Below are 19,886 nucleotides of genomic sequence, written 5' to 3'. Positions count from 1 at the left end.
GGGGGAGGGCGAGGTTGACGAAGCCCTCTGCCTGCATGGCTGCGAAGCCGATGCGGGGGAGGTCGCCGGAGGCGCGGTAGACGACGAAGCGGGGTTCCCAGCGGGGCTGGAACTTCGCGTTGAACTTGTACAGGGACTCGATCTGGAACCAGCGGGACAGGAAGACGAGCAGTCCGCGCCAGGCGCGCAGCACCGGGCCCGCGCCGATCTTCTCGCCCCGCGCGAGTGCCGCGCGGAACATGGCGAAGTTGAGTGATACGCGCGTGATGCCGAGCTTCGGTGCCGCCTGGAGGGAGGCCACGATCAGCAGCTCGTTCATCCCCGGGTCCGCCGCGCGGTCACGGCGCATCAGGTCCAGTGACATGCCGTCGGTGCCCCAGGGCACGAAGTGCAGGATCGCCTTCAAGTCGCCGTACTCGCCCGGCTGTTCGTCGGCCTTGTGGGCGGTGGCGATGAAGCAGTCACCGTCCTCCGGGTCGCCGATGCGGCCGAGCGCCATGGAGAAGCCGCGCTCGGTGTCGGTGCCCCGCCAGGCCTCCGCGGCGAGCCGGATCCGCTCCAACTCGCCCTCGCCGAGGTCACGTACACGCCGTACCCGGGTTTCGTAGCCGGCCCGCTCGATGCGCTTCACCATTTGGCGTACGTTGCGCATCGCTCGCCCGGCGAGCGAGAAATCCGCCACGTCGACCACCGCCTCGTCGCCGAGTTCGAGGGCGTCGAGACCGGTCTCGCGGGTCCACACCTCGCCGCCCGTCTCCGAGCAGCCCATGACGGCGGGCGTCCAGGAGTGGGCCTTCGCCTCGTCCATGAACCGCTCGATGGCGCCCGGCCAGGCCTCCACGTCGCCGATGGGGTCACCACTGGCGAGCATCACTCCGGAGACGACGCGGTAGGTCACCGCCGCCTTGCCGCTGGGCGAGAAGACGACGGCCTTGTCGCGGCGCAGGGCGAAGTGACCGAGCGAGTCGCGCCGGCCGTGCTTCTCCAGGAGGGCGCGCAGGTGCGTCTCGTCCTCCGGGGTGAGCTGTGCGGCCGGGTGCTCGGGGCGGAACGCGAGGTAGATCGTGGTCACCGCGGTGAGCAGCCCCAGGGCGCCCAGTGAGAAGGCGACCGTCCAGGAGGTGCTGCCCTCGTAGTCGACCGGGCCCTCGAAGCCGAACAGGCCGTACAGGACGTGCGTAATCCGATCGGCCAGGCTCGGGTCGCCGACCATGCGCTTGGAGTGGACGCTGACGATGACCAGTCCGAGGACGAGGGAACCGGCGCCCATGAGCACGAAGTTGGCGAGCGCGCGCCACCGGCTGCGCGGGTCGGGCAGCGCCCGGAACTCGTCCCGGTGCAGCAGCAGCGGCGCGAGCAGCGCCGCCGAGATGACGACTCCTATGAGGGAGTGCCGGTACGCGAACTGTGCCACCGCGCCCGCCGGAAGCAGCGCGACGGCGGCCCGCCACGCCCGGCGCTTGCGCCGCCTGAGCCCGTGCGCGAGGAGCAGCAGCAGCACGCCGGCACTGAGCGAGAGCGCCGCCGCGAACGGCCCGAGCGCGCCCGGCAGCACCTCGGCCATGGTGTGCATACGGCTGTGCCGGAAGCGCGGGAACACCCCCGCGGCGATGTCCAGCAGGCCGACGAGGGCGCAGGCCCTGGCGACGAGCGTGGGAACGACCTCGGGGCGCGGACCTCGGACTATGCGCCGGACTCGGCCTGAACGGCTCGGAACCCCACCCGACATTTCCCCATCTATCCTGACAGACATCGCATCCCGTAGTTCTGCGAGAGACCTTGGATCCGGGCCCGATTCGGGCATCCGGCGACATTGCGCCCTCTAGGACGGTGTCTAGGGGAAGGAGGTTCCTTCCTCACCGGAAAGCCGGTTCAAAGGCAGAGGAAAGCCCAGGGCAAACGCTCGCGAAACTTGCGTGCGCGCGGCGGGCGGAAAGCGCAGGCGGGGACAGCTCATGGGACTCACGAGCAGGAAAGTGCTGGTACTGGCGGTCGTCTGCGCCGTACTGCTGTTCATCGGCACAGTATGGCTGTGGCCCCGCCTGGCCAGACGCAACTGGCGGGCCGTCAGCGGACGCGTGGGCCTGCTGCTGGCAACGCAGTTGGTGCTCTTCGCCTCGGTCGGCCTCGGTGCCAACCAGGCCTTCGGGTTCTACGCCAGCTGGACCGACCTGTTCGGCAAGGAGACCGACCAGGGAGTGGTCGTCGACAACTCGGCGCTCCAGGGCGCGGGCGGACCGCTCCACGTGGTCGAGACCCGGCGGGTGGACGCGCCGGGCGGCTCCTCGCGGCCGCAGAGCGTCGGCCAGGTGCAGCGGGTCGACATAGTCGGCCGTACGACCCACATCGCCACCCCCGCGTACGTGTACCTGCCGCCGGAGTACTTCCAGCCGCGCAACCGCACGCGCTCGTTCCCGGCGACGGTCGTCCTCACGGGGTACCCGGGCACCGCCAAGGCACTCGTCGACAAGCTGAACTACCCGCGCACGGCACTGGAGTTGGCCAGGGCCGGTCGGATGCAACCGATGATCCTGGTGATGATGCGGCCCACGGTGGCGCCGCCGCGCGACACGGAGTGCGTGGACGTCCCGGGCGGGCCGCAGACCGAGTCGTTCTTCGCCAAGGACCTCCCCGACGCCGTACTGGCCCACTACAGGGTGAGCAAGAAGCCCGGGAGCTGGGGCATCATCGGCGATTCCACGGGCGGTTACTGCGCCCTGAAACTCGCCATGCACCACCCCGGGGTGTACGCCGCGGCGGCGGGCCTGTCGCCGTACTACAAGGCGCCGAGCGACGCCACCACGGGAAACCTCTTCCAGGGCGACGAGACGCTGCGGAACGAGGCCGACCTGTCGTGGTACATCAAGCACCGGCCCGCGCCCTACACCTCACTGCTCGTCACCAGCAGCAGGATCGGGGAACACAACTACAACGACACCCTGAAATTCATCGACCAGGTGAAGGCCAGGAACCCCACCCGTATCTCGTCGATCATCCTGGACAGCGGCGGCCACAACTTCAACACCTGGCGACGGGAGATCCCGCCGGCCCTCCAGTGGATCAGCGGGCGGCTCACCGACTGGTGGAAGTGACCGCCGAACCGGTGTGAGGGAACAGGGGTGGCTGTGTTTTTACCGGGCGGGGCACCATCATTCGCCTACGCGCGGTAAGTTTCTGGCCATGCCACGTGGACGTCACCGCCATTCCCCGCCGTTGCACCGGCTGTTGCCCCCCTCGGCGATCGCAGGCGTGTCGCTCGTCTGCGCCTTCGGGCCCTGGGTCTTCTCGCAGCCGGCGGCGCTCCGCATAGTCGCGGCGATCGCCGCCGCGACCGCGCTCGTCGGCGCGGCGTTCATGCGCCGCTGGGACACACAGGCGGGCAAACAGGTGGCCGACCTGGTACGCGCGCGTACGAGCGACGAGTGGCGCTACGAGGAGCGGCTCGCCGAACTTGAGTCCGACCTCGACGAGTCGCGCGAACTCCGCGTCAAGCTGGAGCACAAGCTGCGCGCCAAGCGCACGGAGCTGGCGGGCCTGCGCAACGAACACGCGGCCCTGCTGCGCCGGTACGCCACGGCCGAGACCGAGCGCGCGAGCGCCCTGGAGGGCCGCCGCCTGCTGGAGATAGAGGCCGCGGAACCCGCGCGCGCGTTGCCACCGGTTCCGGCGGACGACGACGAGGCCGCGGCGGACGTGGAGTTGGAGCTCCAGGACGACGTTCCCGAGACGGACGACACCGAGGCTGTGGCTGCCTCGGTCGACTCCGCGGACGAGACGGACGCCGAGGGCGAGACCGACGCCGACGCCGAGGGTGACACCGAGGACGAGGAGCCGGAGGCGGCCGAGGTCGCCGCGGAGAAGCCCGCGGAGCCCACGGTGTTCTCCCCGGAGGGGTCCAAGCTGTTCCTGCGCGCCAAGGCGGCGCTGGTCCGGCTCGACGAGGACACCGAGACCCCGGCGCCCGCGCCGAAGGACTCCGCGCCGAGCGACCCCGCGGCGAAGGACCTCGCACCGAAGGACGACGACTCCGCGCGGGCCGAGCCCGCCCCGGTGCCGGCCGACAGCGGCGGTACCGAGTCGGAGGCCGCGCAGGAGGACGAGGCGGAGGGGAAGCCCGAGGCGGTCGACGGGCATGAGCACGCGGCCGCCGTTCCCCCGGCCGCGCAGTCCGCACAGCCCGCCCAACTCGCCCCGTCCGCACAGCCGTCCGGTCACTTCACCGTGCCGACCGCGGTGGCGGTCGTACCGGCGTCCCCCGTACGGCGCCCGATGGTCGAGGGGGGCTTCGACTTCTTCGGTATGCAGAAGGGCGCGACGTCCTCCGCGATGGACGCCGCGCAGAACCAGGACCTCGCCGACGTCGTGGGCGAGGAGGCCCTCGCCGTGCACAAGGCCGAGGCGGAGGCGCAGTTCAAGCCGGCCGACGAGCGGTCGCGCGATGTCGGCGTCGGCCAGGTCATCGACCTGACGGCCCACGACGAGACCGAGCAGATCAACCTCGACGGGCTGCGCAGCGCGGCTTCCTGACCGACCCTCAGGCCATCCAGCGGTCCGGGCGCGCGTCCCTGCGGCCCGTCCGTGACCGCTCGGCCTGGCCGCGGAGCAGCTCCGCGGCCTCCTCAGCGTCCCGCAGGCGCGCTGTGACGGTCTTGTTGGCCCCGGTGTCCACGTGCACCTCGGCAAGCCGCCAGAGGCGCTCCCAGGGCCCCTGGCTCAGCCGTACGCTCTGCACCTTGGCGTGCGGCACCAGCGCCAGGCTCCGGCGGAGCAGGCCGTGCCGGGCCGCGAACACCGTGTCGGTGACCGCGAGGCTGTAGCCGCGCCACCACAGGGGCATGCACCGGCCCGCCCGCCGCGGTGGGCGGGACAGTGCCTCGCGCGGCGGCACGGTCACGCCGGGCAGCACGCGCGCGACGACCGCCTCGGCGATCTCGCGCGGGGCGACCGGCACCAGCACGGAGTTGGACGAACCGGCCACGTCCAGCTCGACCCGCACCCAGCCGCGCCGCCGCCACAGCAGCGGCTCCACGATCCGCACGGTCTGCACGCGCCCCGGCGGCACGGTCTCGTGCGTGCGGTCCAGCAGCCCGTGGTCGATGCGCAGCCCGTCCGGGGACTCGCCCAGCGTCCAGTCGTACTCCCCGACGAACCGCCCCACACTGCTCGCGCCCGCCGCGCCCAGCAGCGGCAGCGCGGTCGCGAGAACCGTCCACACACTGTGGGTGGCGAACCACAGCAGCGGCGGTACGACGAGTGCGGCGGCCAGCGACCCCCAGGTGGCGCCGGTCAGCACCAGGGACACCGCGAGGACCCCGGCCGGTACGTGCAGCAGTTGGCGCGCGGGTGCCTCGCCTACCTCGTGCGCGGTCTCGGGCGCGAACCCGGCCGCCCGCGCGAGGAGTTCGGCCCGCAGCGCCCGCGCCTCGCCCTCGCCCAGGAAGGCGAGTTCGTCCTTCTTGTCGGTCCCCACGACGTCCAGCTTCAGCTTGGCGACGCCCGCCACGCGCGCGAGGAGGGGCTGTGTCACATCGACGGCCTGGATACGTTCCAGCCGGATGTGCGCGGTGCGCCGGAACAACAGGCCGGTGCGGATGCGCAGTTCGGTGTCGGTCACCGCGAAGTGCGTGAACCACCAGGTCAGGAAGCCGTACAGGGCGGCGGCCGGGACGAACACGGCGAGCCCGATGAGCAGCGTGACCGTGGTCAGCCGGGTCAGCTGCTCCTGCGCCTGGCTGGGGTCGTGCACCGCCCACCCGATGATCACGGCGACCGGCGCCCACGCCCGCCGCAACGGCGTCACCGGATGCAACCGCCGCTCCACGACCGGAACTTGCTCCCGTACGACCTCGGTCGCTTCGGGTACGTCCTTGTCGGCGCCCGGCGTCGTCACAGCCCCGCCGATCGGGCCTCGCCCAGCTCGGTGAGCCGGTCGCGCAGCCGCTCGGCCTCCGCCGGGACGAGCCCCGGGATGGTCGCGTCGGTCGCCGCGGCAGCCGTGTGCAACTGCACGCTGGCCAGCCCGAAGTGCCGCTCCACGGGCCCCGAGGTCACCTCCACGAGCTGCATCCGCCCGTACGGCACGATCGTCTCGTGGTGCCACAGCACGCCCCGGGTGATCAGCAGGTCGTCGGCGCGCTCGGCGTACCTCCAGGAGCGCCAGTTGCGGCCCAGCAGCACCCAGCCCCACGCCATCAGGGCGAGCGGCAGCAGCGCGAACGCCGCCCACCCCGGGCCGGCGAACAGGCCCAGCGGCACACCCAGGGCCACGGCCAGCAGCCCCAGCCACACCACCAGCAACAGGCGTCGCATCTTCAGCAGCCCCGGCGGCAGCCCGGTCCACACCGGCTCGCGCGCCGCGCCGTCCTGGGCGGCAGTCCCCGTTTCCATGCCGCAAGCGTACGTACGAGAGACTGTGCCCATGACTCCCACGACGGAGACCATGGTCGGGATCGGCGGCGCCGCGGAGAGCACCGACATGGTGCTCAACATCGGCCCCCAGCACCCCTCCACACACGGTGTGCTGCGCCTGCGGCTCGTCCTGGACGGCGAGCGCATCCAGCACGCGGAGCCGGTGATCGGCTACATGCACCGCGGCGCCGAGAAGCTCTTCGAAGCGCGCGACTACCGCCAGATCATCATGCTCGCCAACCGCCACGACTGGCTGTCCGCCTTCTCGAACGAGCTGGGCGTGGTCCTCGGGGTGGAGCGCATGCTCGGCATGGAGGTCCCCCCGCGCGCGGTGTGGACACGCACCCTCCTCGCCGAGCTGAACCGGGTGCTCAACCACCTGATGTTCCTGGGGTCGTACCCCCTCGAACTCGGCGGTATCACCCCGGTGTTCTACGCGTTCCGGGAGCGCGAGGTGCTCCAGAACGTCATGGAGGAGGTCTCCGGCGGGCGCATGCACTACATGTTCAACCGCGTCGGCGGCCTCAAGGAGGACGTCCCTGCGGGCTGGACGGCACGCGCGCGTGAGGCCGTTTCCGCGGTGCGCTCCCGGATGGACCGCTTCGACGACCTGGTGCTCGGCAACGAGATCTTCCGGGGCCGCACGCGCGGGGTGGGCGAGTTGTCGCCGGAGGCCGTGCACGCGTACGGCGTCAGCGGGCCCATCGCCCGCGCCTCGGGCGTCGACTTCGACCTGCGGCGCGACGAGCCGTACCTCGCGTACGGCGAACTCCAGGACACCCTGAAGGTCGTCACCCGCCAGGAGGGCGACTGTCTCGCCCGCTTCGAGGTGCTCCTGGAGCAGACCCACAACGCGCTCGACCTCGCGGACGCCTGCCTCGACCGGCTCGCCGGGCTGGAGCCCGGCCCGATCAACCAGCGGCTCCCGAAGGTCCTGAAGGCGCCCGAGGGGCACACGTACGCGTGGACCGAGAACCCGCTCGGCATCAACGGCTACTACCTCGTCAGCAAGGGCGAGAAGACCCCGTACCGGCTGAAGCTGCGCTCGGCGTCCTACAACAACATCCAGGCGCTCGCCGTGCTGCTGCCGGGGACGCTGGTGGCGGACATGGTGGCGATCCTGGGGTCGTTGTTCTTCGTGGTCGGGGACATCGACAAGTAAATCGACAAGTAATCGGCAAGTAGGGGTTGTTCAGGGTTCGTCGAGCGGGCCCGGAATTCCAACCGACTGCACGAGCCAACTGAAGTCGCCGAGTCCGCCGGTTGCCGTGAGTTCGGCTGCCTCGCCTGCGCTCGCGAGGGCGCGGACGTACGCCGTCGGGTCGGTGGAGGCCAGCGTGAGCGGGGGGCGCGCGCCTGTGACGCCGAGGGCGCGCAGGGCGGCGCGTTGGGTGAGCAGGCGTGCGCCGGGGAGCGCGCTCCCCTTCTGGGCGGCGGTCTCGCCCGCTTCCGCGCAGGCGTCCAGGGCGACGTGCGCCGTGATGTCGCAGGAGCCGTCCGGTACGGGTGCCGTCTCGCGGCCCTCGCGGAAGCCGGTGAGGGTGCCGAACGGGGGGCGGGTGTCCCGAGTGTGCGCGTAGTCGACGGCGACGGCGAGTCCCCGGTCGACGCCGGCGACGGCGGACGCCCAGGCCGTGTCCCTGGGGAGGCCGATCTCGGCGCGCAGGCCTTCCTCGGGCGCCTGCGGCCACCACCGGGCGAGCCACTCGGCCTCGGCACCGGAGAGGGGCTCTCCGAGCCGCTCGGTCCCGTCTTCCCGTACGAGCACGAGCCGCGGTACGCCGACGGAGTCCACCTCGGCCACCTCCACGGGCACGTTGTCCAGCCACTCGTTGGCGAACAGCAGCCCGGTGATCCCCTTCGGGGGCCCGGTCAGCCACTCGACGCGGGGATCGAGCCCTTCGGGGCGGCCGGCGATCTCGACGGCGTACGCACGCACGCGTGCGGCCACTTCGGCGGGCAGCGCGGCGAGCACGCCGGTCACCAGTTCACCGCGGCCGGCGGCGAGGTCCACGAAGTCCAGGGCGGCCGGCCTGTCGAGGGCCTCGTCCACCCGGCACAGCAGTCGCGCCACGGCGCCCGCGAAGAGCGCGGACGCGTGCACGGATGTACGGAAGTGTCCGGCGGGTCCCTCGGGCCTGCGGTAGAAGCCCTCGGGCCCGTACAGGGCCTCCTCGGCCGCTGTCCGCCAGCCGCGCCACCGGCTCGTGGTGTCTTCCGTCACGCGGTCAGACTAAGTGCACAGGACAACGGGGCCTCCACCTTGGGGAGTACGCGGGACGTATACGGATCGGTCCTCCGGTTGACCCCCGCACACATCACGCGTCCCTACGCTGGGTTACGTGCAGCGCCTCTATGACTTCCTCCGCAGACACCCGACATGGGTCGACACCTTCTGGGCTGTCTTCCTGCTGGGGCTGAGCGGCGTGAGCATCGCGAGTACCAGCTACGCGTCGGGCGGGCACGGGACGGCCGCCGGGGCGATCGCGGCGTCCGCCGTCATGTGTGTGGCGATCGCGCTGCGCCGCCGCTGGCCGGAGAAGATGCTCGTCCTGGCCGGGGCGACGGGACTCGCGCAGCTCGTTCTCGACATCGAGCCCGTGGTGGCCGACTTCGCCATGCTGGTGATCGTCTACACGGTCGCCGCGGTCGGTGCCCGCTGGGCCTCCCGCTTCGCCCTGGCATCCGGTCTGTCAGCGGCGACCCTGGCGCAGATCCGCTGGCCCCAGGAGAACACCAGTTCCGCCGGGCTGGTCGCGCTGGCGATCTTCCAGACGGTGCCGTTCGCGCTGGCCTGGGTGCTCGGCGACTCGATGCGCACCCGGCGCGCGTACTTCGCGCAGTTGGAGGAGCGCGCCGCCCGGCTGGAGAAGGAGCGCGAGGCGCAGGCCAAGGTCGCGGTCGCCGCCGAGCGCGCCCGGATCGCGCGCGAGCTCCACGACGTGGTCGCGCACAACGTGTCGGTGATGGTGGTCCAGGCCGACGGCGCCGCCTACGTCCTCGACTCCGCGCCGGACCAGGCGAAGAAGGCCCTGGAGACGATTTCCTCCACCGGCCGCCAGGCCCTCGCCGAGATGCGCCGCCTGCTGGGCGTGCTGCGCACCGGCGAGCACAAGGAGGCCGGCGAGTACGTGCCGCAGCCGGACGTCGAGCAGATCGACGACCTGGTCGAGCAGTGCCGTACGTCCGGACTGCCCGTCGACTTCAAGGTCGAGGGCACCCCGCGCCCGCTGCCCAGCGGCGTCGAGCTGACCGCCTACCGGATCGTGCAGGAGGCGCTCACCAACACCCGCAAGCACGGCGGCCCGAACACGGGGGCCAGCGTGCGGCTGGTCTACTTCGACGACGGACTCGGGCTGCTCGTCGAGGACGACGGCAAGGGCGCCCCGCACGAGCTTTACGAGGAGGGCGGCGCCGACGGGCAGGGGCATGGTCTGATCGGTATGCGTGAGCGGGTGGGCATGGTCGGGGGGACGCTGGACGCGGGACCGCGGCCCGGCGGCGGCTTCCGTATCAGCGCGCTGCTGCCGCTGAAACCCGCGCACTGACGTGGCGTACGCCGAGCAGTGACACCTGTAACGAATTGTTGAACGACCTGTTGAACCCATTGTTGAACGATCCTGTTGACGGAACGGAAGAGGACCCGATGGCGATCCGCGTGATGCTCGTCGACGACCAGGTGCTGCTGCGCACCGGGTTCCGGATGGTGCTCGCCGCCCAGCCGGACATGGAGGTCGTCGCCGAGGCGGGCGACGGCGTCGAGGCCCTTCAGGTGCTCGCCGCGACCGCGGTCGACGTGGTGCTGATGGACGTCCGTATGCCGAAGCTGGACGGGGTGGAGACCACCCGCCGCATCTGCCAGGGCGAGAACCCGCCGAAGGTGCTGATCCTGACCACCTTCGACCTCGACGAGTACGCCTTCTCCGGGCTGAAGGCCGGCGCCTCCGGCTTCATGCTCAAGGACGTGCCGCCCGGCGAACTCCTCACCGCGATCCGCTCCGTGCACAGCGGGGACGCCGTGGTGGCGCCCTCGACGACCCGGCGCCTCCTGGACCGCTTCGCCCCGATGCTGCCCGCCACCGGCAAGGAGCCCCAGCGCAAGGAGCTGGAGCGGCTCACCGAGCGCGAGCGCGAGGTCATGATCCTCGTCGCCCAGGGCCTGTCGAACGGCGAGATCGCGGCCCGCCTGGTGCTGTCCGAGGCGACCGTGAAGACCCACGTCGGCCGCATCCTCACCAAGCTCGGCCTGCGGGACCGGGTGCAGGTCGTCGTCCTGGCGTACGAGACGGGGCTGGTGCGGGCGGGCGGCCACGGCTGAGGAGGCCGCCGGCGATCTGCGGTGATACGGCTCTACGGGACCGCTGTCCGTGCGGTGCCGCCTACCTGAGGATGCCCTCCAGGAAGTCGCTGCCCAGGCGGGCCACCATCGTGACGTCCAGCTGGTGCAGGACGTAGCGGCCGCGGCGGCGGGTGGTGATCAGGCCGGCCTTCTTCAGGACGCCGAGGTGGCGGGATATCTCGGGGGCGGTCATGCCGTGCACCTGGGTCAGCTCGCCGGTGGTGAACGCGCTGCGGGCCAGGCTGCGGCACAGGCGCATGCGGACCGGGTGGGACAGGGCGGTCATCCGCAGGGTCAGCTGCTCCAGGGAGGTCGGCGTGGCGATCTTCGGGGTGTTGTGCACGGGGTAGTGCACGACGGGCTGCCAGCCGTACCGGTACAGGACCGTCAGGTGCGGCCAGCCCAGGGCCGTGGGCACCAGGAGGAGGCCGCCGTCCTGGGTGGCCGTACGGCCGGTGCCGAGCTTGTCGACCGTGATGCGGGTGGCGCTCTCGTCGAGGGTCACCGCGGTGGACATCGACGTCAGTGCCTCGGCGAGGCCCTTGTGGCGCAGGAGGTCCGTCTTGTGGCGGGCGTCGGCCACGAGTTGGTGGTGCGTCCGGGACCAGGTCTCCGCGAAGAACGCCTCGTCGCAGTCCTCCAGGAACTGCCGCAGCCAGGCCCTGGTCCGCGGCGGGTCGGCGAACAGCCGCTCGGTGAACGCCAGTTGATGCGGTCCGCGCGCGGCCGCCTGCTCCAGGGCGCGCCGCCGGATCCCGGCGTCGGTGAGCGGGCCGGGTCCGCCCGTGCCGTAGGAGATCGCGCAGGTGGTGAACTCCATGGCCGCGTCCACGAACTGCTCGTCGGTGAGCTTGTCCAGCAGATCCAGCTCCTCGGCGAGCGTGGCCCCGGGGAGCGTGCTGCGGCCCGGGATGCCCGCGTACGGCAGGAACAGGTCCGAGAACGTCGACCGCCACAGGAAGTCCGCCTCGCACATCCGGTCGGCCAGATGCGGATCGAGCCGGGCGGTGACACCGGTGACCCAGCCCTGGAGGCCCGGGTGGTGCCCCGGCTCGGACATCGCGTGCAGCGCCATGCACAGCTCGCCCAGGGGTGAGGGCGCGAAGGTGATCCGCTCCGGCCGCAGCCCGGTGATGTCGATGTGCACGCTCATGTCCTCAATCGTGCACCCCGCCACTGACAACGCCCCCTCGTTTGACGGCGCCCGTCAATCGACGCGACAGTCACCGTGCGGCTGCGCAGCCTGGAGACATGAGCATCACCCAGCAGTACCTCCTCGACACCTACCGCGCCCAGCGGCTCGGCGAGACCCCGCCGCCCCCGCCCGGCACCCACGACTGGCGGACCGCCCGCGAACTGCGCGGCTACCGGCAGTTCCGCGCGGTCGTCGCGGAACGCCCGGCTCATGGCCGGCTACAGCGGGCTCTGGGCCGCCTGGTCTCCTAGCGGGCGGCCGTCTCCTCCTTCAGACGGACCACGAAGTCCGCGACCGCCGCCTTCACGTCGTCGGCCGTCCACTCCAGGGCGGCGGCGCGCACGTAGACCTCGGTGACCGCCAGGCCCGGGCCCTTCGCGTCCCAGTAGTTGGAGAAGAGGGAGGTCTTCGTCTCCTCGGCCTGCCGGATCGCGGCCTCCGTGACGGTGTCGAGGTCGTACGGCAGCCAGACCTGGAACTCGTTCGTGTGCGGCTGCTCGGGGTGGACGCGCATCCAGGGCACCCCGGCCGCCGCGAACCCCTCGCGCAGCGCCTCGGCGACCACGCGCGCGTGGGCCACGTACGCGGGGAGCCGGGGGAGTTCCCGGTCCAGGCCCGCGAGGGCCGTCAGCGCGGTGGGGAACTGCTGGAAGACCGTGCCGCCGTAGCGGTGCCGCCAGGTCTTCGCCTCGTCGATGAGGGTCTTCGGGCCGGCGAGCGCGGCGCCGCCGAGGGCGTCGAGGGACTTGTAGAACGACACGTAGACGCTGTCGGCGAGGTCGGCGATCTCGTCGAGCGGGCGGCCGAAGTGGGTGGCGGACTCCCAGAGACGGGCGCCGTCGAAGTGGACCACCGCGTCGCGTTCGTGGGCTGCCTCGACGACGGCGGAGAGTTCCTCCCAGGAGGGCAGGACGAAACCGGCGTCCCGGAGGGGCAGTTCGAGCATCAGCGTCCCGAAGGGCTCCGGGAAGCCGCGCACCTCGTCGGCGGTCGGCTGCCGGGGTTCGCTCGTCACATGGACCGGGCGGAGCCCGCTGACCTGGCTGAACGCGTCCCGTTCGTGCACTTCGGGGTGGGCGAGCGGGTGCAGGGCGACGGTCGGGTTGCCGGTGCGGCCCGCCCAGCAGCGCACGGCGACCTGCTGGGCCATGGTGCCCGTGGGGAAGAAGGCGGCGGCCTCCTTGCCGAGGAGTTCGGCGACCCGCTTCTCCAGGGTCTCGACTATGCCCCCGCCGTACATGTCCGACGTCTCGGCCAGGTCGTACAGCTCGGCCGCCTCCTGTACGAAGGCGAGCCGTTCCCGGAGCGTGCCCAGGAAGCCGAGCCGCGCGAGCGCGCGCTCCGCGTTCCGGTTCGCGCTGAGGCGCCGTTCGCGGCGCGCCAGGTCGCGTTCCTCGTCCGTTGCCGGCTCCGCTCCCCGCTCGCCCTGCTCCGCCTGATCCACGCCCTGTTCCGCCGTATCGCTCATGCTCCGGATGATGCCTGGCGCGGGTCCGCGGAAGCACCCGGATTTCCCCAGGCTTTCCCGTACGGCACGGCTGTGCGACCGCCCACAGCCTGTGGACAACCGGACCTCCCCCGAACCGATCGCGTTAACATGACGAGAAATCGTCCGGTACCCGGAGCGGACTGGAACGGGAAGGCCGCCGTCGCGTGAGTACATTCCAACAACCAGAGCCCAAGGACCGCCCCGCGCGGCTCGCCGTCGGGGTCGTCGGCGCCGGCCGGGTGGGACCCGCGCTGGCCGCCTCGCTCCAGCTGGCCGGGCACCGCCCGGTGGCCGTCTCCGGGGTGTCCGACGAGTCCAGGCGACGGGCGGCGCTGATGCTCCCGGACGTGCCGGTCGTCACGCCCGCGCAGGTCCTGGAGCGCTCCGACCTGGTGCTGCTGACCGTCCCGGACGACGCCCTGCCCGGGCTCGTGGAGGGCCTCGCCGACACCGGGGCCGTACGCCCGGGGCAGCTCCTCGTGCACACTTCCGGGCGGTACGGCGCGCGGGTCCTGGACCCCGCTCTGCGGGTCGGCGCGCTGCCGCTGGCCCTGCACCCCGCGATGACCTTCACGGGCACCGCGGTGGACGTCCAGCGGCTCGCCGGGTGCTCCTTCGGGGTCACCGCGCCCGAGGAGCTGCGGCTGGCCGCCGAGGCCCTGGTGATCGAGATGGGCGGCGAGCCCGAGTGGATCGCCGAGGAGAGCCGCCCGCTCTACCACGCGGCCCTCGCGCTGGGCGCCAACCACCTGGTGACCCTGGTCGCCGAGTCCATGGAGCTGCTGCGCACGGCCGGCGTCGAGGCCCCCGACCGGATGCTCGGCCCGCTGCTCGGCGCCGCCCTGGACAACGCCCTGCGCTCCGGCGACGCGGCGCTCACCGGCCCCGTCGCGCGCGGGGACGCGGGCACGGTCGCCGCGCATGTCACCGAGTTGCGCAAGCACGCACCGCAGACCGTCGCCGGCTATCTGGCGATGGCCCGCGCGACCGCCGACCGGGCCCTGGCCCACGGGCTGCTCAAGCCGGAGCTCGCCGAGGACCTCCTTGGGGTGCTCGCCAACGGCACCGAGGGAGATGCCGGATGACCGCCACCCTGCTGCGCACCGCCGAGGAACTGCACGCACGCACGCGTGCGGCCCGTCGTGCCGTCGTGATGACGATGGGCGCCCTGCACGAGGGCCACGCCACTCTGGTCCGCACCGCGCGCGAGATCGCCGGACCGGACGGCGAGGTCGTGGTCACCGTCTTCGTGAACCCGCTGCAGTTCGGCAAGGGCGAGGACCTCGACCGCTATCCGCGCACCCTGGACGCCGACCTCAAGATCGCCGAACTGGCGGGCGCCGACGTGGTGTTCGCGCCCTCCGTGGACGAGGTCTACCCCGGCGGCGAACCCCAGGTCCGCATCTCGGCGGGCCCCATGGGCGAACGCCTGGAGGGCGCGGTCCGCCCCGGTCACTTCGACGGCATGCTCACCGTCGTCGCCAAGCTGCTGCACCTCACGCGCCCCGACGTCGCCCTGTTCGGCCAGAAGGACGCCCAGCAGCTCGCCCTGATCCGCCGGATGGTCCGCGACCTGAACTTCGGCATGGAGATCGTCGGCGTGCCGACCGTCCGCGAGGCCGACGGCCTGGCCCTGTCCAGCCGCAACCGCTATCTGTCCCCCCGGGAGCGGCGCACCGCGCTCGCCCTCTCCCAGGCCCTGTTCGCGGGCCGCGACCGGCACGCCGCCCAGGAGGCGCTCCGGGCGCGGGCCCGTGAGGTGCCCGCCACGCACGCGCGTGCCGCGGCGCTCAGCGCCATAGGGGAGTCCCGCGCGGCGGCCGACGCGCACGCCGTCGCCAAGGCGGCCCCCGGCCCCGGCAACCCGGCCTCCGTCCGCGCGGCCGCCCGCCTGGTCCTCGACGACGCCGCCCGCCTGGACCCGCCGCTCGCCCTGGACTACCTCGCCCTGGTCGACCCCTCCGACTTCACGGACGTGGACGAGGACTTCACCGGGGAGGCCGTCCTCGCCGTCGCCGCCCGGGTCGGGACGACCCGGCTGATCGACAACATCCCACTCGCTTTCGGAACCCTCGGAGCCGCCTCGTGACCAGCACAGGCATACGACTGCACGCACCCGCCCCCGGGTGGTCCATCGACGCGGACGTCGTGGTCGTCGGCTCCGGAGTGGCCGGCCTGACCGCGGCCCTGCGCTGCGAGGCGGCCGGGCTGCGGACGGTCGTCGTCACCAAGGCCCGCCTCGACGACGGCTCCACCCGCTGGGCCCAGGGCGGCATCGCCGCGGCCCTCGGGGAGGGCGACACCCCCGAACAGCACCTGGACGACACCCTGGTGGCCGGCGCGGGCCTGTGCGACGAGGAGGCCGTACGGATCCTCGTCACCGAGGGCCCCGACGCCGTACGGCGGCTCATCGAGACCGGCGCCCACTTCGACGAGTCCTCCGAAGGAGGACTGGAGCTGGCCCGCGAGGGCGGTCACCACCGGCGCCGTATCGCGCACGCGGGCGGCGACGCGACCGGCGCGGAGGTCTCCAGGGCGCTCGTCGAGGCCGTACACGCGCGTGGCCTGCGCACGATCGAGAACGCGCTCGTCCTGGACCTCCTGACGGACGCCGACGGCCGTACCGCGGGCGTCACCCTGCACGTCATGGGCGAGGGCCAGCACGACGGTGTGGGCGCCGTGCACGCGCCCGCCGTGGTCCTCGCGACCGGCGGCATGGGGCAGGTCTTCTCGGCGACCACCAACCCGTCCGTGTCGACCGGCGACGGGGTCGCACTCGCCCTCCGCGCGGGTGCCGAGGTCTCCGACCTGGAGTTCGTGCAGTTCCACCCCACCGTGCTGTTCCTCGGCGCGGACGCGGAGGGCCAGCAGCCCCTCGTCTCCGAGGCGGTGCGTGGCGAGGGCGCCCACCTGGTCGACGCCGACGGCGTGCGCTTCATGGTGGGCCAGCACGAACTGGCCGAGCTCGCGCCCCGGGACATCGTCGCCAAGGGCATCATGCGGCGCATGCAGGAGCAGGACGCCGAGCACATGTTCCTGGACGCCCGGCACTTCGGCGCCGACATGTGGGAGCACCGCTTCCCGACGATCCTCGCCGCCTGCCGCAGCCACGGCATCGACCCGGTCACGGAGCCCGTCCCGGTCGCCCCGGCCGCCCACTACGCCTCCGGCGGCGTCCGCACCGACTCCCGGGGCCGGACGACCGTCCCGGGCCTGTACGCGTGCGGCGAGGTCGCCTGCACCGGCGTGCACGGCGCGAACCGGCTTGCCTCCAACTCCCTCCTCGAAGGCCTCGTCTACGCCGAGCGGATCGTCGCCGACATCACCGGGAACCAGGCCGAGGACGCCCTTCACGCGCGTGTGCCCGAGCCGGTCACGCACCCCCAGAAGCCCGCGCACCCGCTGCTGGCCCCGGAGGCCCGGTTCGCGGTCCAGCGGATCATGACCGAGGGTGCGGGCGTCCTGCGCTCCGCCGACTCCCTCGCCACGGCCGCCGGACAGCTTCAGCAGCTGCACAGCGACGCCCGTGACGCGCTCGACGAGAACGGCAAGACCGCCGAGCCCGGCGTCGACACCTGGGAGGCCACCAACCTCCTGTGCGTCGCCCGCGTCCTGGTCACCGCCGCCGCCCGGCGCGAGGAGACCCGGGGCTGCCACTGGCGCGAGGACCACGCCGACCGTGACGACACCGCATGGCGCCGCCACATCGTCGTACGGCTGAATCCGGACCGCACGCTGGCCGTACACACCACGGACACCGCAGACTTCCCCCCGACCCGGCAGCACCGTCCCCAGGAGCAGTGACAGAAGTGAGCACCCACGATCTTCCCCTCGCCGACAGCGGTGGCTGCGGCGACGGCTGTGCCTGTGGCGCGGGCGAAGATGCCGAGTACATGGAGTGCGGACTTGATCCCGCGCTCGCCGAGCTCCTGGCGGACGCCGGACTCGACCCCTTGGAGGTCGAGGACATCGCCAACGTCGCCATCCAGGAGGACCTGGCCGGCGGCGTCGACGTGACGACCGTGGCGACCATCCCCGAAGAGGCGGTCGCCACCGCCGACTTCACCGCGCGTGAGGCCGGTGTCGTGGCGGGCCTGCGGGTCGCCGAAGCGGTGGTCTCCGTGGTCTGCACCGACGAGTTCGAGGTCGAGCGGCACGTCGAGGACGGCGACCGCGTGGAGGCCGGACAGAAGCTCCTGTCGGTCACCACGCGCACGCGTGACCTGCTGACCGCCGAGCGCAGCGCGCTCAACCTCCTGTGCCGCCTCTCCGGCATCGCGACCGCCACGCGCGCGTGGGCCGACGCCCTGGACGGCACGAAGGCGAAGGTCCGCGACACCCGCAAGACGACGCCCGGCCTGCGCTCCCTGGAGAAGTACGCGGTCCGCTGCGGCGGTGGCGTCAACCACCGCATGTCCCTCTCGGACGCGGCCCTCGTCAAGGACAACCACGTGGTCGCCGCGGGTGGCGTCGCCCAGGCCTTCAAGGCCGTGCGGGAGGCCTTCCCGGACGTGCCGATCGAGGTCGAGGTCGACACCCTGCACCAGCTCCGCGACGTCCTGGACGCCGGCGCCGATCTGATCCTGCTGGACAACTTCACGCCCGGGGAGTGCGCGGAGGCCGTCGGCATCGTCCACGGCCGCGCCGCCCTGGAGGCCTCGGGCCGGCTCACCCTGGACAACGCCAAGGTGTACGCCGACACCGGGGTGGACTACCTCGCCGTAGGCGCCCTGACCCACTCCGCGCCGATCCTGGACATCGGCCTCGACCTCCGTGAGGCGCAGTAGTCATGCTCCTCACGATCGATGTGGGCAACACGCACACCGTCCTGGGCCTGTTCGACGGCGAGGAGATCATCGAGCACTGGCGCATCTCCACGGACGCGCGCCGCACGGCCGACGAACTCGCCGTCCTCCTCCAGGGCCTCATGGGCATGCACCCGCTCCTCGGAGAGGAGCTGGGCGACGGCATCGACGGCATCGCGATCTGCGCCACCGTCCCGTCCGTCCTGCACGAACTGCGCGAGGTCACCCGCCGCTACTACGGCGATGTCCCCGCCATCCTCGTCGAACCGGGCGTCAAGACCGGCGTCCCGATCCTCACCGACAACCCCAAGGAGGTCGGCGCGGACCGCATCATCAACTCGGTCGCCGCGGTCGAGCTCTACGGCGGCCCGGCGATCGTCGTCGACTTCGGTACGGCGACCACGTTCGACGCGGTCTCCGCGCGCGGGGAGTACATCGGCGGTGTCATCGCCCCCGGCATCGAGATCTCGGTCGAGGCCCTCGGCGTCAAGGGCGCCCAACTGCGCAAGATCGAGGTGGCCAGGCCGCGGAGCGTGATCGGCAAGAACACCGTCGAGGCGATGCAGTCGGGCATCGTCTACGGCTTCGCCGGCCAGGTCGACGGGGTCGTCACCCGGATGGCCAAGGAACTGGCCGACGACCCGGAGGACGTCACCGTCATCGCGACCGGCGGCCTTGCCCCGATGGTCCTGGGCGAGGCCTCGGTCATCGACGAGCACGAGCCCTGGCTGACCCTGATCGGCCTGCGGCTGGTGTACGAGCGGAACGTGTCGCGGATGTGACCCTGGCGCCGGGGTGCGGGACGAGGCTCCCTGCCGCCGGGCGGCGCCCCGCCGCCGTCGGCGTCGCTCAGGCGCGCCCACGAGGTGCCGGCGCCACTTGTGCCCACCGGGTGCTGTCGCGCCCGACGGAGCCGTCGTGCCGGGGCGCAGTGCGCCTGCCCCGCGCGCGGTAGCGCCATCGCCGTCCGTCTCGGGCGAAAACCCCGCGCCACACCCGCCCCCTATGTCGAATTTGTCTGATTAGCGCGTATCGTCGGCACATGCCCACGCCATACGGATCCCGCGGCGGCATGGCGTTCGGTGCGGAGGAGCTGCGTGTGCTCCGTCGCGCCCTCGCCCTCGCCCTCCAGCCCCGAACCGCCTCGGCCGAGGACGTCCAGGACTGTCTCCGGCTCGCCGAATCGCTCGACGAGGCGGTACGCGAGGGAGTCCGACTGCGCGCCTTCCTGGTCGCCGACCTCTCCCGGTACCGCGCCGCCCTGCCCGGCACCACCGCCGGCTACCTCACCCTCCTGGAGGAGGCGCTCGGCGCCGGGTACCGCCCGGACGTCGACGACCTCTCCGCGCTGAGAGCGCTGCGCGGGAACCCCTCCGCGGCAGCCCTCCTGGACCGCTGCCTCACCCTCGCCGAACAGGACGTACGCGCGCGCCTGGCCCGCCGTACGACCGCCAGGACCGCCGCCCCGACCGTCCCCGCCTCGCGCACCCGCCTCCTGGCGCTCCCTGGAGGCCTCTCCGGCGGCCTTCGCGCCACCGACGGCCAACCGGCCGGGGGGGACGCCAAGGAGCCCGTACGCAAGCCCGTGGAGCGGCCCGGCGAGCGGCCCGTGCCGACGCCCGCGCCCGCGGCGCCGAAGCCGTCCCGACC

Annotated in this window: 18 protein-coding genes; 12 read left to right on the top strand and 6 right to left on the bottom strand. The window is 72.4% G+C overall.

Annotated features, from left to right (window positions below; genetic code table 11):
• A partial coding sequence (locus tag AC31A1_RS24530) for a phosphatidylglycerol lysyltransferase domain-containing protein (protein ID WP_489655388.1) occupies positions 1 to 1,729 on the bottom strand: 1,729 nt, incomplete at its 3' end.
• A 226-nt stretch (positions 1,730 to 1,955) separates the two neighbouring features.
• Between AC31A1_RS24530 and AC31A1_RS24525 the strand changes: the two genes are divergently transcribed.
• The gene (locus AC31A1_RS24525) at positions 1,956 to 3,092 is read left to right on the top strand and encodes an alpha/beta hydrolase (protein ID WP_489655387.1); all 1,137 of its coding nucleotides are present in this window, start codon (positions 1,956 to 1,958) and stop codon (positions 3,090 to 3,092) included.
• A gap of 88 nt (positions 3,093 to 3,180) precedes the next feature.
• On the top strand, positions 3,181 to 4,527 hold the full coding sequence (locus tag AC31A1_RS24520) for a hypothetical protein (RefSeq protein ID WP_489655386.1): 1,347 nt from the start codon (positions 3,181 to 3,183) through the stop codon (positions 4,525 to 4,527).
• A 7-nt stretch (positions 4,528 to 4,534) separates the two neighbouring features.
• Here the strand turns inward: AC31A1_RS24520 and AC31A1_RS24515 are convergent, their stop codons facing one another.
• Positions 4,535 to 5,890: a PH domain-containing protein gene (locus AC31A1_RS24515; RefSeq protein ID WP_489655385.1), complete on the bottom strand. Its 1,356-nt coding sequence runs from the start codon at positions 5,888 to 5,890 to the stop codon at positions 4,535 to 4,537.
• Complete coding sequence (locus AC31A1_RS24510) at positions 5,887 to 6,387, bottom strand: PH domain-containing protein (RefSeq protein WP_405973413.1); 501 nt, start codon at positions 6,385 to 6,387, stop codon at positions 5,887 to 5,889. The genes AC31A1_RS24515 and AC31A1_RS24510 overlap by 4 nt, the downstream gene beginning before the upstream one ends.
• A 31-nt stretch (positions 6,388 to 6,418) precedes the next feature.
• Between AC31A1_RS24510 and AC31A1_RS24505 the strand changes: the two genes are divergently transcribed.
• On the top strand, positions 6,419 to 7,570 hold the full coding sequence (locus AC31A1_RS24505) for an NADH-quinone oxidoreductase subunit D (protein ID WP_489655384.1): 1,152 nt from the start codon (positions 6,419 to 6,421) through the stop codon (positions 7,568 to 7,570).
• 30 nt (positions 7,571 to 7,600) lie between these two features.
• Here the strand turns inward: AC31A1_RS24505 and AC31A1_RS24500 are convergent, their stop codons facing one another.
• Positions 7,601 to 8,632 (bottom strand): SAM-dependent methyltransferase, encoded by a 1,032-nt coding sequence (locus tag AC31A1_RS24500; RefSeq protein WP_489655383.1) that lies wholly within the window; start codon positions 8,630 to 8,632, stop codon positions 7,601 to 7,603.
• Between the two features lie 118 nt (positions 8,633 to 8,750).
• On the opposite strand from AC31A1_RS24500, the gene AC31A1_RS24495 reads away from it, so the two are divergent.
• Together AC31A1_RS24495 and AC31A1_RS24490 are read left to right on the top strand one after the other, a co-directional pair.
• On the top strand, positions 8,751 to 9,956 hold the full coding sequence (locus tag AC31A1_RS24495) for a sensor histidine kinase (RefSeq protein WP_489655382.1): 1,206 nt from the start codon (positions 8,751 to 8,753) through the stop codon (positions 9,954 to 9,956).
• A 98-nt stretch (positions 9,957 to 10,054) separates the two neighbouring features.
• On the top strand, positions 10,055 to 10,726 hold the full coding sequence (locus AC31A1_RS24490) for a response regulator (protein ID WP_403983330.1): 672 nt from the start codon (positions 10,055 to 10,057) through the stop codon (positions 10,724 to 10,726).
• 61 nt (positions 10,727 to 10,787) lie between these two features.
• Here the strand turns inward: AC31A1_RS24490 and AC31A1_RS24485 are convergent, their stop codons facing one another.
• The gene (locus AC31A1_RS24485; protein WP_489655381.1) at positions 10,788 to 11,900 is read right to left on the bottom strand and encodes a DUF5937 family protein; all 1,113 of its coding nucleotides are present in this window, start codon (positions 11,898 to 11,900) and stop codon (positions 10,788 to 10,790) included.
• Between the two features lie 98 nt (positions 11,901 to 11,998).
• Between AC31A1_RS24485 and AC31A1_RS24480 the strand changes: the two genes are divergently transcribed.
• A complete protein-coding gene (locus tag AC31A1_RS24480) occupies positions 11,999 to 12,193 on the top strand; it encodes a hypothetical protein (RefSeq protein WP_489655380.1) in 195 nt (64 codons plus the stop codon).
• Here AC31A1_RS24480 and AC31A1_RS24475 read toward each other — a convergent pair.
• The gene (locus tag AC31A1_RS24475; RefSeq protein ID WP_489655379.1) at positions 12,190 to 13,410 is read right to left on the bottom strand and encodes a threonine aldolase family protein; all 1,221 of its coding nucleotides are present in this window, start codon (positions 13,408 to 13,410) and stop codon (positions 12,190 to 12,192) included. The two genes, AC31A1_RS24480 and AC31A1_RS24475, sit on opposite strands and share 4 nt — an antisense overlap.
• A 185-nt stretch (positions 13,411 to 13,595) precedes the next feature.
• On the opposite strand from AC31A1_RS24475, the gene AC31A1_RS24470 reads away from it, so the two are divergent.
• The 6 genes from AC31A1_RS24470 to AC31A1_RS24445 all read left to right on the top strand — a co-directional run.
• Positions 13,596 to 14,516: a Rossmann-like and DUF2520 domain-containing protein gene (locus AC31A1_RS24470; protein WP_489655378.1), complete on the top strand. Its 921-nt coding sequence runs from the start codon at positions 13,596 to 13,598 to the stop codon at positions 14,514 to 14,516.
• Positions 14,513 to 15,520 carry a pantoate--beta-alanine ligase gene (panC, locus tag AC31A1_RS24465; RefSeq protein WP_489655377.1) on the top strand — a complete coding sequence of 336 codons (1,008 nt, stop codon included), beginning with the start codon at positions 14,513 to 14,515 and terminating at the stop codon, positions 15,518 to 15,520. Before AC31A1_RS24470 ends, panC begins: the two co-directional genes overlap by 4 nt.
• Positions 15,517 to 17,235: an L-aspartate oxidase gene (locus AC31A1_RS24460; RefSeq protein WP_489655376.1), complete on the top strand. Its 1,719-nt coding sequence runs from the start codon at positions 15,517 to 15,519 to the stop codon at positions 17,233 to 17,235. The genes panC and AC31A1_RS24460 overlap by 4 nt, the downstream gene beginning before the upstream one ends.
• Positions 17,236 to 17,240: 5 nt before the next feature.
• Positions 17,241 to 18,218 (top strand): carboxylating nicotinate-nucleotide diphosphorylase, encoded by a 978-nt coding sequence (gene nadC, locus AC31A1_RS24455; RefSeq protein ID WP_489655375.1) that lies wholly within the window; start codon positions 17,241 to 17,243, stop codon positions 18,216 to 18,218.
• A gap of 2 nt (positions 18,219 to 18,220) precedes the next feature.
• On the top strand, positions 18,221 to 19,018 hold the full coding sequence (locus AC31A1_RS24450) for a type III pantothenate kinase (RefSeq protein ID WP_489655374.1): 798 nt from the start codon (positions 18,221 to 18,223) through the stop codon (positions 19,016 to 19,018).
• 290 nt (positions 19,019 to 19,308) lie between these two features.
• The coding region (locus tag AC31A1_RS24445; RefSeq protein WP_489655389.1) for a hypothetical protein at positions 19,309 to 19,886 on the top strand (578 nt) is incomplete at its 3' end.

The organism is Streptomyces sp. P5F9 (genome assembly GCF_057961495.1).
This window is presented reverse-complemented; position numbering and strand designations above follow the sequence as displayed.